The sequence below is a fragment of the Actinomadura mexicana genome (genome assembly GCF_900188105.1).
Lineage (GTDB): Bacteria > Actinomycetota > Actinomycetes > Streptosporangiales > Streptosporangiaceae > Spirillospora > Spirillospora mexicana.
This window is the reverse complement of the sequence record NZ_FZNP01000018.1, coordinates 96,911-110,123: the sequence shown is the minus strand read 5'-3', so window position 1 is coordinate 110,123 and position 13,213 is coordinate 96,911. Positions and strand designations below refer to the sequence as shown.

13 protein-coding genes and 1 pseudogene are annotated in these 13,213 nt (G+C 72.2%); 6 read left to right on the top strand and 8 right to left on the bottom strand.

Going from position 1 to position 13,213, the window contains the following annotated elements; translation table 11 throughout:
* Positions 1 to 30 precede the first annotated feature (30 nt).
* The gene (locus CHC11_RS33845; protein WP_089315947.1) at positions 31 to 525 is read left to right on the top strand and encodes a hypothetical protein; all 495 of its coding nucleotides are present in this window, start codon (positions 31 to 33) and stop codon (positions 523 to 525) included.
* A 7-nt stretch (positions 526 to 532) separates the two neighbouring features.
* On the opposite strand, the gene ptsP is transcribed toward CHC11_RS33845, so the two are convergent.
* The 4 genes from ptsP to CHC11_RS33825 are packed head-to-tail and all read right to left on the bottom strand — an operon-like array spanning position 533 to position 3,634.
* Positions 533 to 2,203, bottom strand: coding sequence for a phosphoenolpyruvate--protein phosphotransferase (gene ptsP, locus CHC11_RS33840; RefSeq protein ID WP_089315986.1), 1,671 nt, complete (start codon positions 2,201 to 2,203; stop codon positions 533 to 535).
* Between the two features lie 13 nt (positions 2,204 to 2,216).
* Entirely contained in the window at positions 2,217 to 2,489 is a 273-nt protein-coding gene (locus tag CHC11_RS33835) for an HPr family phosphocarrier protein (RefSeq protein WP_089315946.1), read from the bottom strand.
* A 13-nt stretch (positions 2,490 to 2,502) separates the two neighbouring features.
* Positions 2,503 to 3,180: an HAD family hydrolase gene (locus CHC11_RS33830; protein ID WP_089315945.1), complete on the bottom strand. Its 678-nt coding sequence runs from the start codon at positions 3,178 to 3,180 to the stop codon at positions 2,503 to 2,505.
* A gap of 4 nt (positions 3,181 to 3,184) precedes the next feature.
* The gene (locus CHC11_RS33825; RefSeq protein WP_089315944.1) at positions 3,185 to 3,634 is read right to left on the bottom strand and encodes a PTS sugar transporter subunit IIA; all 450 of its coding nucleotides are present in this window, start codon (positions 3,632 to 3,634) and stop codon (positions 3,185 to 3,187) included.
* 122 nt (positions 3,635 to 3,756) lie between these two features.
* Between CHC11_RS33825 and CHC11_RS33820 the strand changes: the two are divergent.
* Positions 3,757 to 4,404: pseudogene (locus CHC11_RS33820) on the top strand (RNA-guided endonuclease InsQ/TnpB family protein); the annotation flags it as partial.
* Positions 4,405 to 4,459: 55 nt separating this feature from the next.
* Here the strand turns inward: CHC11_RS33820 and CHC11_RS33815 are convergent.
* Genes CHC11_RS33815 through CHC11_RS40780 form a run of 3 tightly spaced genes read right to left on the bottom strand, consistent with a single transcriptional unit; the run spans position 4,460 to position 6,462 of the window.
* Positions 4,460 to 4,693, bottom strand: coding sequence for a PTS sugar transporter subunit IIB (locus CHC11_RS33815; protein ID WP_089315943.1), 234 nt, complete (start codon positions 4,691 to 4,693; stop codon positions 4,460 to 4,462).
* A gap of 30 nt (positions 4,694 to 4,723) precedes the next feature.
* Positions 4,724 to 5,764: an SIS domain-containing protein gene (locus tag CHC11_RS33810; RefSeq protein WP_089315942.1), complete on the bottom strand. Its 1,041-nt coding sequence runs from the start codon at positions 5,762 to 5,764 to the stop codon at positions 4,724 to 4,726.
* On the bottom strand, positions 5,761 to 6,462 hold the full coding sequence (locus CHC11_RS40780) for an amidohydrolase family protein (protein WP_245920112.1): 702 nt from the start codon (positions 6,460 to 6,462) through the stop codon (positions 5,761 to 5,763). The genes CHC11_RS33810 and CHC11_RS40780 overlap by 4 nt, the downstream gene beginning before the upstream one ends.
* 452 nt (positions 6,463 to 6,914) lie before the next feature.
* On the opposite strand from CHC11_RS40780, the gene CHC11_RS33800 reads away from it, so the two are divergent.
* The 3 genes from CHC11_RS33800 (at position 6,915) to CHC11_RS41765 (ending at position 9,693) form a co-directional block, all read left to right on the top strand.
* Positions 6,915 to 7,655: a GntR family transcriptional regulator gene (locus CHC11_RS33800; protein ID WP_089315941.1), complete on the top strand. Its 741-nt coding sequence runs from the start codon at positions 6,915 to 6,917 to the stop codon at positions 7,653 to 7,655.
* Positions 7,656 to 7,678: 23 nt separating this feature from the next.
* Positions 7,679 to 9,046 carry a PTS transporter subunit EIIC gene (locus CHC11_RS33795; RefSeq protein WP_089315940.1) on the top strand — a complete coding sequence of 456 codons (1,368 nt, stop codon included), beginning with the start codon at positions 7,679 to 7,681 and terminating at the stop codon, positions 9,044 to 9,046.
* Between the two features lie 236 nt (positions 9,047 to 9,282).
* Positions 9,283 to 9,693, top strand: coding sequence for an Rv3235 family protein (locus CHC11_RS41765; protein ID WP_179279136.1), 411 nt, complete (start codon positions 9,283 to 9,285; stop codon positions 9,691 to 9,693).
* Positions 9,694 to 9,781: 88 nt separating this feature from the next.
* Here the strand turns inward: CHC11_RS41765 and secA are convergent, their stop codons facing one another.
* Positions 9,782 to 12,649: a preprotein translocase subunit SecA gene (gene secA / locus CHC11_RS33785; RefSeq protein WP_089315938.1), complete on the bottom strand. Its 2,868-nt coding sequence runs from the start codon at positions 12,647 to 12,649 to the stop codon at positions 9,782 to 9,784.
* Positions 12,650 to 12,831: 182 nt separating this feature from the next.
* On the opposite strand from secA, the gene CHC11_RS33780 reads away from it, so the two are divergent.
* Positions 12,832 to 13,170: an HGxxPAAW family protein gene (locus tag CHC11_RS33780; RefSeq protein WP_089315937.1), complete on the top strand. Its 339-nt coding sequence runs from the start codon at positions 12,832 to 12,834 to the stop codon at positions 13,168 to 13,170.
* Positions 13,171 to 13,213: the final 43 nt, after the last annotated feature.

Below are 13,213 nucleotides of genomic sequence, written 5' to 3'. Positions count from 1 at the left end.
CGGGCCGCCTTCGTGCCCCCAGGAGGTCCCGTGCGCGTCCGCCGATCCCTCGCCGCCCTGGCGCTGCTCCCGCTGCTGGCGGCCTGCGGGGGCGGGAACGAGGTCACGATGCCGCCGCTCACCCCCGAACCCGGCGACTCGCGGCCCGCCGAGACCTCCACCGCCGCGGCGCCGCGGCAGACCCTCCCGGCGCGGCTGGCGCTCTACAAGTACCTGCGCGCGATGGCGGCGGGCAGCGCCACGGCGTGCGCGTACCTGGCGCCCGCCTACGAGCGGCGCGTGTTCGGCGGGCCCGGCCGCTGCCCGTCGGGGCTCGGCCGGGCCCGCGCGAGGCTGCGCCCGCAGGACCTCGCGGCGCTGCGCGGCGTGACCGTCCCGACCTGCGAGGAGGGGCCGGGCGCCGGGGACTACACCGTCCGGTTCGAGCACCTGCGGTGGAAGGGCGCGCCCGCCCGTCCCGGCGGCCTGCTCGCCGCGAACTTCGTCCTGCGCGGGCACGGGAACCGCTGGCAGGTCGCGGGCTGACCGCGGGTCACAGCCCGAGGTCCGCCAGACGGGGCAGGTGGGCGCGGGCCGCCTCCCTGGCCTGCCCGGCGGAGCGGGCGGCGCGGGCCGCCGCGGCCGCCGCGCGGCACTCCTCCAGCGTGTGCCGCACGAGCGCGGCCCGCACCAGCGGGAGGGACGGCGCGCTCATCGACAGCGACGTCACGCCGAGGCCCACCAGCACGCACGCCAGCGCCGGATCGCCGGCCGCCTCCCCGCACACCCCGCACGGGACGCCCGCACCGGCCGCCGGGACGACCAGGTCGAGGACGGCGGGCTGCCACGGGTCCTGGAGATGCGCGAGGCCGCCGACCTGCCGGTCCGCCGCGCACGCGTACTGGGTGAGGTCGTTGGTGCCGATGCTGAAGAACTCCACCTCGGCCGCCAGGTCGCGGGCGCGCAGCGCGGCGGCGGGCACCTCCACCATGACGCCGGGATGCTCCACGCCGGCCTCCCGGCACGCGGCCGCGAAGTAGGCGGCCTCCTCGGCATCCGTCACCATCGGCGCCATGACCTGCAGCTCGACGCTCAGACCCGCAGCGGCGCGAGTCAGCGCGGCGAGCTGGGAGGCCAGCACGTCCGGGTGCCGGCGCATCATCCGCAGGCCCCGCTCGCCGAGCGCCGGATTCGGCTCCTCGCCGGGGGCGGGCAGGAACGCCAGCGGCTTGTCCGCGCCGGCGTCGAGCGTCCGGACGACCACGCGGCCCTCCGGGAACGCCGCCAGCACCGTCCGGTACGCCTCCTCCTGCTCCTCGTCGGACGGCGGCGCCGCGCGGTCGAGGAAAAGGAACTCCGTCCGGTACAGGCCGACGCCCTCGGCGCCGTTCGCCAGCGCCGCCTCCACGTCCTTGGGGCCGCCGACGTTCGCCAGCAGCGGCACCCGGTGACCGTCCCTGGTGGCGCCCGGCCCGGTGGACTCCCCCAGCGCGGACGCGCGGGCGGCGGCGGTGGCCCGCGCCGCGGCCACCTCCGCCTCGGACGGGTCGGGGAGCACCGTCCCCGCCGCGCCGTCGACCAGCACGCGGGTGCCCTCGGCGAGCGAGGTGGCGCCGGGCAGCGCGACCACGGCGGGGACGCCCATCGTCCGGGCCAGGATCGCGGTGTGGCTGGTGGGGCCGCCCTCCTCCGTCACGAACGCCACGACCTGCGCCGGGTCGAGGACGGCCGTGTCCGCCGGGGCGAGGTCGCGGGCGACGAGCACGAACGGCTCGTCGGACTCCGGGACGCCCGGCACCGGCAGGCCGAGCAGCCGCGCGATCGCTCGGTCGCGGATGTCGTCGAGGTCGGTGACCCGAGCGGCCATGTACTCGCCGGCCCCGGCCAGCATCGCCCGGTAGACGCCGAACGCCTCGAACACGGCGCGGGCCGCCGAGGTCCCCTCGCCGATCGCGGCCCGGACGCCGTCGGCGAGACCGGGGTCGCGGGCCATCAGCGCCTGCGCGTTCAGCACGTCGCGCCCGTCGGTGTTGCCGGCCGCGGCGGCGCGCTCCCCGCGCTCCTCCAGGTCGGCGGCGACGGCCTCCAGCGCGGCCAGCGCGGAGTCGCGCTCGGCGCCGGCGTCGCCGCCGTGCCGCGACCCGGCGGGCGGCTCCGGGACGGCCCCGGCGATGGTGCGCACCGGCCCGGTCCCGACGCCGGGGCTGACGCCCGCGCCCTGCATCACCTCGCCCACCTCACGCCCCCTCGGGCTCCGGGGTGGACAGCAGCGTCTCCAGGCTGTCGAGCAGCTCGTCGGCCCCCTCGCCCTCGGCGGACAGCACGATCTCCTCACCGTGCCGCGCGTCCAGCCCGAGCACGGCGAGGATGCTCTTGGCGTTCACCGGGGCGCCGCCGCGCTTGGACACCGTCACGTCCATCCGGGCCTTGGCCGCGGTCTGGACGAACAGCGCCGCCGGCCGCGCGTGCAGCCCCACCCTGGACTCGATCTTGACGTTGCGCTCGGTCACCGCATACTCCCCATCAGCTCGTTACCGTCCGGGGCACCCGCAGTGCGGGGCCCGGCACGACGTCCACTTCCATGAAATCGGCCACCACATGGTCGGCCTTCGCCAGCGCTCCCACCGGCTGCGTGGTGACGACCCCCACGCATGTCATTCCCGCGGCCTTGACGGCCGCGACGCCCGCCGGGGCGTCCTCGAACCCGACCGCCTCCTGCGGCGCGACGTCCAGGTCGCGCGCGGCGGCCAGGTACCCCTCGGGGTGCGGTTTGCCGGTGACGACGTCCCCGGCGGTCACCACGAGGTCGAGCAGGCCGCGGATGCCCAGCATGTCCAGCAGGCGCTCGGCGTAGGGCCGCTGCCCCGACGTCACCACCGCGAGCGGCACGCCCGCGTCCGCCAGCGACCGGACGAGGTCGACCGCGCCGGGTACGGGCGCCACGACCGGCATCCCCGGCAGCGACTCGTAGGAGACCGCCTGCTCGAACAGCTCCTCGACCGTCCGGCCGGGGAACAGGTGCACGTGGTCCGCCAGCGCCTCGATCCCGCGGCGCCCCGCGAACGAGCCGATCAGCGCCTCGTCGTAGGGGACGCGGTGCGCGTCGAACAGCCGCGACCACATCACTCGGTTGCGCGGCTCGGTGTCGATGAGGGTGCCGTCGAGATCGAACACCGCCGCGCCGATACCGATCACCGCCATGCGCTCAGCTCCATGTGAAAAGCTCGGTCCCCTTCGCCACCTCGCCCGACTCGCGCACGTCCGACAGGGCGTCGGCGCCCGCGTCCAGCGCGACGACCGCGCAGATCGGCGAGCGGCCGCCCGCCTCGATCACCGCCGGGTCCCAGCCGACGAGCGGCTGCCCGGCGGTGACCTCGTCGCCCTCGGCGGCCAGGAGCTCGAACCCCTGCCCCTTCAGCTTGACGGTGTCGATGCCGAGGTGGACCAGGACCCCGTGGCCCTCGGCGTCCACCACGACGTAGGCGTGCGGGTGCAGTTTGACGATCTTCCCGGTGACGGGCGCGATGGCGTGGCCGGGACCGCGCTCGGGGTCGACGGCCGTGCCCGGGCCGACCATGGCCTGGGCGAACACCGGGTCCGGGACGCCGGCGAGGCCGACGACCCGGCCGGCGACCGGGGACAGTACTCGGGTCATCGGTTCTCCTTCGTGGATACCTCGGACTTCCGGCAGGGGAGGAAACCAAGCCCTCGCCGAGCAGAGTAAGGAAAGGCTTGTCGCCTCCAGGAGGATTCGGCGCCTGCGCCCGCACCCCAGCCGACGCCGGGATCTCGTCCCTCGTGGCCCTGTCCACCGGGGAAAAGATCGCCAACCCCCGGCACGAGCGACGTGACCGCGCCCGCCTGGCCAGAGCGCAGCGGGACCTGTCGCGCAAGACCCCGGGTTCGGCGAACCGGGACAAGGCCCGCCGCAGGGTCGCCCGCGTGCACGCCCGGATCGCCGACCGGCGCCGCGACTTCCTGCACAAGCTGTCGACCCGTCTCGTCCGTGAGAACCGAACGGTCGTGATCGAAGACCTCACCGTCGGCAACCTGCTCAAGAACCGCACGCTCGCCCGCGCCACCTCCGATGCGGCGTGGCGGGAGCCGCACTGCCTGCTGGAGTACAAGTGCGACTGGTACGGGCGCGACCTGGTCGTGATCGACCGCTGGTTCCCCTCCTCCAAGCTGTGCGGAACCTGCGGCACCGTCCGCGAGAGGCTGCCGCTGGACGTCCGCCAGTGGACGTGCGATTGCGGCGCCGTGCATGACCGCGACGTCAACGCCGCGCGCAACATCCTGGCCGCCGGGCTGGCGGCGTCCGCCTGTGGAGACGGTGTAAGACCTCAACGGGACTCCTCCCGGACGGGGCACTCGTCGGCGAAGCAGGAAACCCAGCGGGCGACCGCTGGACCCCTCCGCCGCTAGGTGGGAGAGGAAGTCAACAGAGGGGTTCCCTTGGCGGCGGCTGGCTGGCTGGCTGTCAGTCGAGGATGTCCTCGATGTCGCTGGCGATGGTGTCGGCCTCCGGACCCACGACGACCTGCACGACGGTGCCGCTGCGCATGACGCCGTACGCGCCCGCCTTCTTCAGCGCCGGCTCGTCGACCTTCGCGGCGTCGGAGACCTCGGTGCGCAGCCGGGTCGCGCACGGCTCGATCTCGACGATGTTGTCGGCCCCGCCCAGGGCGGCGATGATGGCCTCGGCCTTGTCCATGCTCGTTCTCTCTTCTCGGATCCGGGTCGCTCAGTCGGTCTGGGTGACCTTGTTGAGGCCGCGCGGGACGTCGGGGTCGATCCCGAGCCGGCGGGCCAGGTTCTCGACCATGATCTGGCCGGGGACGATGAGGCCCAGCGGCGCCACCCACTCGGGGAGGCCGGGACCCGGCAGCGCGGCCGAGCACGCCTCCGCCAGCTCCGCGCCGCCGCCCACGCCGAACGCGCGGGCCCCGGCGCCGCGCACCCGGCGGGCCAGCGCGACGGTGCCGGGCAGCGTCGGGCCGGAGTCGGCGGCGACCAGCAGCGCGGGGGTCTGCGCGTCCACCACGGCGATCGGGCCGTGCAGCAGGTCGGCGTAGGACAGGCCCATGGCGTGCAGGTAGCACGCCTCCTTGATCTTCAGCGCCAGCTCCAGCGCGGTCCCGAACGCGATACCGCGTCCGGAGACCACCGTACCCGGGACCTTCGCCAGCTCCTCGACGATCTCCGGCAGCGCGGGCGAGGCCTCGGTCAGCGCGACCATCCGGGCGACCTCGTCGGGGACGCGGCGCAGGTCGTCGGCGGCGACCTGCGCGCCGAGCCCGAGGCCGAGCACCGACAGCGCGGCGAGCTGCGTCGTGTAGGTCTTGGTGGCCGGCACGGCGATCTCGGCGCCCGCCTGCGTGACCAGCGCGACCTCGGCGGCCTCGGCGAGCGGCGACCCGGCGCCGTTGGTGACCGCGACCGTCCGGGCGCCGCAGTCGCGCGCCCAGTCGAGGGTCTCGACGATCTCCTCGGTCCTGCCGGACTGGCTGATCGCCACGGCCAGCACGCCGGACAGGTCCAGCCGGCGCCGGTAGGCGGTCGCGATGGACGGCGCGGCGAGCGTGGCCAGCCGCCCCGCGTGCGCCTCCACCAGGTAGCGCCCGTACACCGCGGCGTTGTCGGACGACCCGCGCGCGATGAACAGGACCTGCCGGGTCTCCCGCGCCAGCGCCCCGATGTCGTTCGTGCGCGGGAGGAGCGCGTCGATCGTCCGGCGCAGCGCGTCCGGCTGCTCGCCGATCTCGGCGCGCATCTGACTGGTCATGATCCCCCTCCGAAGACTTCCTGCCCGTTGACCCACGTCGCAAGCGCCCGGTGGTCCGGCCCCAGCCAGACCAGGTCGGCCGCCGCGCCGGGGGCGATCCGGCCGAGATCGGGCCGGCCGACGAGGTCGGCCGGGATCCGGGTCGCGGCGTCGACCGCGTCGGCCGGGTCGACGCCGAGCGCGACGGCGTTGCCGACCGCCTCGTCCAGCCGGAGGCCGGATCCGGCGATGGTGCCGTCGGCGCGCAGCGGCGGGCCCTGCTCGGGCATGGTGATGGGCTCGCCGCCGAGGTCGTAGGTGCCGGGCGGCATCCCGGCGGCCGAGGCCGCGTCGGTGACGAGCACGACCCGTCCCGCCGCGGCCCGCAGCACCAGCGTCGCCACCTCGGGCCCGACGTGGTGCAGGTCGAGAATGAGACCGGGGCTCAGCCGCTCGTCGATGAGGGCCCGCACGGCCACGCCCGGGTCGCGGTGGTGGACGCCGGTCTGCGCGTTGAAGACGTGGGTGACCTTGCGGGCGCCGGCGTCGGCCGCGGCGGCGACCTGCGCGGCGGTGGCGTCGCTGCTGTGCCCGCGCCCTTCTCCGGCTTCGACGATCACGCCGTCCACCGCGCGGACGTATCCCGGGGACACGACGCGGTGGGGACCGGCCGCCGGGGTAAGGATCATGCGGTCGGCCGTGATCAGCAGTGATGCCATGGGGGCGCGCTCTCTGTGACGCGATGATCGCGGGTGGGTTCCTCCGGGAACAACTGGTCTAGTCCGGACTAGACCAGTACGCACCATACTCCACGAATCGGAGGGAGATGAAGATGCGGGGCGGAACTTCGTCCGGCACCGGACCGCCGCGGGAGTTCCGGCCGCCGAGGCACGGGAACGGAAGCCGGAAATGGTCATGACGCTCGGCTCGGAACCGGAGGCGCCGTCCGGTACCCGCGGTCTGACCTGGCATTTCGTCGATCTTGACGTCGCCGGCGCGTGATCGGGCCGTTACGCATTCGTGCATTGACACGCCTTTCGAGGCTGTGGTCTAGTCCGGCCTAGACCAGTACGAACCAAATCGAATACCGTCGAACAACCGACCAGCCCACCCATCCGTCGAAACCCGGCGAATCCCATCGATCCGGCCACCGGCCATCGAGGACATCCCCGTGACGACCATCGACCCGCACAGCCCGGTACCGAAGTACTTCCAGCTCCGCGCCATCCTGCTCGACCTCATCGAGAGCGCGGAACTGCCCGTCGACGCCCCGATCCCCTCGGAGCGCGAGCTGTGCGTCCGGTACCGGCTGTCCCGCATGACCGTCCGGCAGGGCGTCGACCAGCTGGTGTCCGAGGGGCGGCTCTACCGCGTCCCCGGCAAGGGCACCTTCGTCGCCCGGCCCAAGATCGAGATGCCGCTGCGGCTCGTCTCGTTCACCGAGGACATGCTGGCCCGGGGGCTGCGCCCCGGGGCCGTCGACCTGGACCGGCGCACGGTCCCGGCCGACGCCCGCCTCGCCCGCGTCTTCGACGTCGAGCCGGGCACGCAGATCCACGTCATCGAGCGGCTGCGCACCGCCGACGGCGAGCCCATGGCACTCGAACGCGCGCATATCCTGGCCTCACTCGCTCCTGACCTGCTCGATCGCAGGCTCGCCGACCGCTCCCTGTACGGCGTCCTCGAAGCGGTCTACGGGCTCGTCTTCGACGCGGGCGACCAGACCATCGACGCCAGCCTGGCCGACGCCACCGACGCCAGGCACCTGCAGATCGCCCGGGGCAGTGCCGTGCTGCTCCTGCAACGGCGCTCCTACACCGGAGGAGTGTGCGCCGAGCTGGGCGTGTCGACCTACAGAGCGGACCGGTACCAGATCCACACGGCCCTCGGAAATCCCCCGCCGCACTCCTGAAACCCCTGAGGAGGAACCTCGCGATGACTGCGACAACAGTGGACTCCGCGCCGCGCCGAGGGTCGAGCGCCCTCGCGGTGCTGCAGCGGATCGGCCGCAGCCTGATGCTGCCGATCGCCGTGCTGCCCGCCGCCGCCCTGCTGCTCCGGTTCGGCCAGCCCGACATGCTCGGCGCGGACGGCCTCGGCTGGAACCGCGTCGCCGAGGTCGTCGGCGGCGCCGGCCAGGCCCTGTTCAGCTACCTGCCGCTGCTGTTCGCGGTCGGCGTGGCGATCGGGTTCGCCCGCAAGTCCGACGGCTCGACCGCGCTCGCCGCCGTGGTCGGGTACCTGGTGTTCGACCAGGTCTCCAAGATCATGTTCTCGCACAGCGACGAGCTCAAGGGCAACGTGCTGATCACCAAGGTGGTGGACGGGGCGCCCAAGGAGGTCATCGACTTCGGGGCCAAGAACCCCACCGACGTCCTCGGCGGCATCCTCATCGGCGTCGTCGCCGCACTGCTCTACCAGCGCTTCTACCGGGTGAAGCTGCCCACCTACCTGGCGTTCTTCGGCGGCCGGCGGTTCGTCCCGATCATCACGGCGCTCGCCGCCCTGGTGCTCGGCGTGCTGATCGGCTTCATCTGGCCGGTGTTCGGCAGCTGGCTGACCGACTTCGGCAACTGGATCACCGGCGCGGGCGCGGCCGGCGCCGGCATCTACGGCGTCATCAACCGCCTGCTGCTGCCGTTCGGCCTGCACCACATCCCGAACTCGCTGATCTGGTTCGTGTTCGGCTCCTACAACGGCCCGGACGGCACCGTGCACGGCGAGATCAACCGGTACCTGGCCGGCGACCCGCACGCGGGCGGCTTCCTCGCCGGGTTCTTCCCCGTCCTGATGTTCGGCCTGCCCGGCGCGGCCCTCGCCATCTGGCGCGCCGCTCCCCCGCACCGCCGCCCCGCGGTCGGCGGCATCATGATCTCCGCCGCGCTCACCGCGTTCGTCACCGGCGTCACCGAGCCGATCGAGTTCGCGTTCATGTTCGTCGCGCCCGTCCTGTACGGGGTGCACGTCGTCCTCACCGGCATCTCGATGGCGGTCCTGGAGGCGGCCGGCGCCCAGCTCGGCTTCGGCTTCTCCGCGGGCGGCATCGACCTGCTGCTGAACGCCTCGAAGGACAACACCAAGGGGCTGTGGCTCATCCTCGGCATGGGCGTCCTGTACTTCTTCCTGTACTACTTCATCTTCAAGTTCCTGATCACGAAGTTCAACTTCGCGACCCCGGGACGCGAACCCGAGGACGAGGAGTCGACGGCCGTCGACGCGGGCGCCGACCCCGAACTCGCCGGCGGGAAGCCGAAGAAGAGCCGCAAGGGCACCGCCGAGGCGCAGGACTCCCCGGCGGGCTGAGCCCCCTTCCCGAGTCCCGGGCCCCGCACCCCGGGACTCGCTCCCGAAAGGCGGCGGGACGCACCTCGCGTCCCGCCGCCTTTCTCATTCCCGTTACGGGAGCGGCCGTATGCGGTCAGGACGTATTTTCCACAAGCTTCGTGACTCCTGTTTCAAAAAGCGATTCAGGAGGTTCCATGGTGCGTCCGGTCAGAACCGGGGCAGTTCGGTTCGTTCGGTACCGTCCGGTCCCCGCCGTGCAGGGTGCGCTGGCGTTGCGGCCCGTGGCGGGGCCCGCACCCCGAGGGCCGGGGCTGCGGCTCGTCCGTCCGGCGGACGGGGAGGACGCGGAGGTCCAGGCCGTCGCGGAGGCGGCCGTGCGGCTCGCCGTGGAGGTCCTGGCGGGGATGCGGCCGGCGCACCAGCTGTCGCTCGTGGCCGTCCCGGCGGTGTGCCGGGAGATCGCCGCCCAGCTCGGGCGGAGGGCGCGCGGCGGGCGGGTCGTCCCGCCGAAGGTGCTGTCGACGCGGTCGCAACGGCCGGCGCCCGCCGTCGCCGAGGCGGTCGCCCTGGTGGTCGTGGCGGGACGCGTCCACGCGCTGGCCCTGCGGCTGGAGCACGCGCGGGGGCGGTGGCGCTGCACGGCGCTGGAGACGACCGCGGCCTGACCCGCGAAAACGGCCCTGACATGCGGAAGCGGCCTCCCGAGGCTTCGGGAGGCCGCTTCCGCGCGCCCTGCTCGTGCTCGCGGGCGCCCTACTTGGCCTTGCTGCGCGGGTCGCCGTGGCAGCGCTTGAACTTCTTGCCGGACCCGCAGGGGCACGGGTCGTTGCGGTTGACGCCCGCGTACTCGTCCGCGGTCTCCTCGCTGTGGTGCTCGACGCCGCCCTCGCCGTCGACGGTCGGGGCCGAGTACTCCAGCTTCTTCGGGCGCTTCGGCTCGTCGAGGCCCTTCGCCTTGATCGCGACGGCCTCCTCGGCCTCCTCGACCTCCGCCTCGTCGGTCTTCTCCATGTCCACCGCGGGGGCGGACTTGGCGACCGACACCGGCTCGGCGCCCACGACCGGGGTCTCCGGCTGGTCCTCCACCTCGACCTCGAGGTTGTAGAGGTAGCCGACCGACTCCTCCTTGATGCCGTCGAGCATCGCGTTGAACATGTCGTAGCCCTCGCGCTGGTACTCCACCAGCGGGTCGCGCTGCGCCATGGCCCGCAGGCCGATGCCCTCCTGGAGGTAGTCCATCTCGTAGAGGTGCTCGCGCCACTTGCGGTCCAGCACCGACAGCACGACGCGGCGCTCCAGCTCGCGCATGACCTCCGCGCCGAGCTCCTCCTCGCGCTTGTCGTAGGCCGCCAGAGCGTCCTCGCGGATCTTCTCCGCGAGGGTCTCGGCGTCCAGGCCGGAGATGTCGCCGCCGACCTCCTCGACCAGCTCGTCCACCGTGATCGAGATCGGGTAGAGCTGCTTGAACGCCTTCCACAGCTTGTCGAGGTCCCACTCCTCGGCGAAGCCCTCGCCGGTGGCGCCCGCGACGTAGCCGGCGACGACCTCGTCGATCATCCGGCGGACCTGCTCGTGCAGGTCCTCGCCCTCCAGCACCTTGCGGCGCTCGGCGTAGATGACCTTGCGCTGCCGGTTCAGCACCTCGTCGTACTTCAGGACGTTCTTGCGCATCTCGAAGTTCTGCTGCTCGACCTGGCTCTGCGCCGACTTGATCGCATTGCTGACGATCTTGGACTCGATCGGCACGTCGTCCGGGATGTTCAGCCGGGTCATGATCGACTCGACGCGGGCCGAGTTGAACAGCCGCATCAGGTCGTCCTCGAGCGACAGGTAGAACCGGGACTCGCCCGGGTCTCCCTGCCGGCCGGAGCGCCCGCGCAGCTGGTTGTCGATGCGCCGCGACTCGTGCCGCTCGGTCGCCAGGACGTACAGGCCGCCGGCGTCGACGACCTCCTCGTGCTCGCCCTTGACGTCCTCCTTGGCCTTCTCCAGCGCCTCGGGCCAGGCCGCCTCGTACTCCTCCGGCGTCTCCAGCGGCGATAGCCCGCGCTGGTGCAGCGCCAGGTCGGCGCGGAAGTCGGGGTTGCCGCCGAGCATGATGTCGGTACCGCGGCCCGCCATGTTCGTCGCGACGGTGACGCCGCCCTTGCGGCCCGCCTCCGCGACGATCGCCGACTCCTGCTCGTGGTGCTTGGCGTTCAGCACCGCGTGCGGGATGCCGCGCCGCTTGAGCATCTTGCTCAGCCGCTCGGACTTCTCCACCGAGGTCGTGCCGACCAGGACCGGCTGGCCCTTCTCGTGCCGCTCGGCGATGTCGTCCACCACGGCCTCGAACTTGGCCTGCTCGGTCTTGTAGACGACGTCCGCGACGTCCTGGCGGATCATCGGCCGGTTCGTCGGGATCGGCACCACGCCGATCTTGTAGGTCTTGTTGAACTCCGCCGCCTCGGTGTCGGCGGTGCCGGTCATGCCGGACAGCTTGTCGTAGAGGCGGAAGAAGTTCTGCAGGGTGATCGTGGCGAGCGTCTGGTTCTCGTCCTTGATCGCCACGCCCTCCTTGGCCTCGATGGCCTGGTGCATGCCCTCGTTGTAGCGGCGGCCGTGGAGGATGCGGCCGGTGAACTCGTCCACGATCAGGACCTCGCCGTTCATGACGACGTAGTCCTTGTCTCGCTTGTAGAGCTCCTTGGCCTTCAGGGCGTTGTTGAGGAAGCTCACCAGCGGCGTGTTCACCGAGTCGTAGAGGTTGTCGATCCCGAGCCAGTCCTCGACCTTCTCCACGCCGGGCTCGGTGACGCCGACCGTGCGCTTCTTCTCGTTCACCTCGTAGTCGCCGGGCCCGTACTCGTCGACCTGCCCGGCCGTGCTGATCAGCTCGGCGCGCTTCAGCCGCGGGACGATCTTGGCGAACTCCGAGTACCACTTGGAGTTCTGCTCGGCCGGACCGGAGATGATCAGCGGCGTGCGGGCCTCGTCGATGAGGATCGAGTCGACCTCGTCCACGATCGCGAAGTTGTGGCCGCGCTGGACGCACTCCTCCAGGCTCCACGCCATGTTGTCGCGCAGGTAGTCGAAGCCGAACTCGTTGTTCGTCCCGTAGGTGATGTCGGCGTTGTAGGCCGCCCGGCGCTCGTCCGGGGTCATCTGCGGGAGGATGACACCGACCTCGAGGCCGAGGAACTGGTGGATGCGGCCCATCCACTCGGCGTCGCGCTTGGCCAGGTAGTCGTTCACCGTGACCACGTGGACGCCGTCGCCCGTGAGGGCGTTGAGGTAGGCGGGGAGCACGCAGGTCAGGGTCTTGCCCTCACCCGTCTTCATCTCGGCGATGTTGCCGAGGTGCAGCGCCGCGCCGCCCATCACCTGGACGTCGTAGTGCCGCTGGCCGAGCACGCGCTTGGCGGCTTCGCGTGCGGTCGCGAAAGCCTCCGGCAGCAGCTCGTCCAGGGACTCGCCGTCGGCGAGGCGCTCCCGGTACTTGTCGGTCAGCTCGCGCAACTCGGCGTCGCTCATCTCGAGGAAGTCCTCCTCGATCGAGTTGACCTGATCCGCGAGCTTCTTGAGCTTGCGCAGAGTTTTTCCCTCGCCCGCACGAAGGATCTTGTCGATGACTGGCGGCACTCTCGAAGGCTCCTTGCAGATCGTGGGTCACCGCTCCAGGCGGCGCGCACACCACACGTACGATGCCCATCGTAGGCGAGACCCAGAATGGTCTAGGTCACTCCGGAGCGCAATCCACACGGCACCCCGTTTGACGGACGGGGCCCCGGAGAAGATGTGTCACACCTCAGGAAGGAGCCGCTATGTCGGAAGAGTCGCACGGTTCGCACGCCGGTCGGCCGAGTTCGTGGATCGCCGTCACCGTCATCTTCATCGGATTCGTGGTGGGCGGCGTCGGGCTCTGCCTGGGCCCCCTGTGGGTCATGTTCTGGGCCGGCGCCGGCATCGTCGTGCTCGGCATGCTCGTCAGCTGGGTCGTCCACCTGTTCTCCGACGTCGTCGTGGACGCGCCCCGCGTCATCCCCGAGATCGTCGACTACTCGCTGTTCGGATCCCAGTCCGACAAGCGGCGCGGCGGCGAGGCCGGCGAGGTCCTGGACGTCCCCGTGGCGACCGACACCCAGCAGACCCCCCACGGCTGAGCCCCTCGCCCGAAGCCCTGACGGCCGCCCCCGGCCCCCGGCC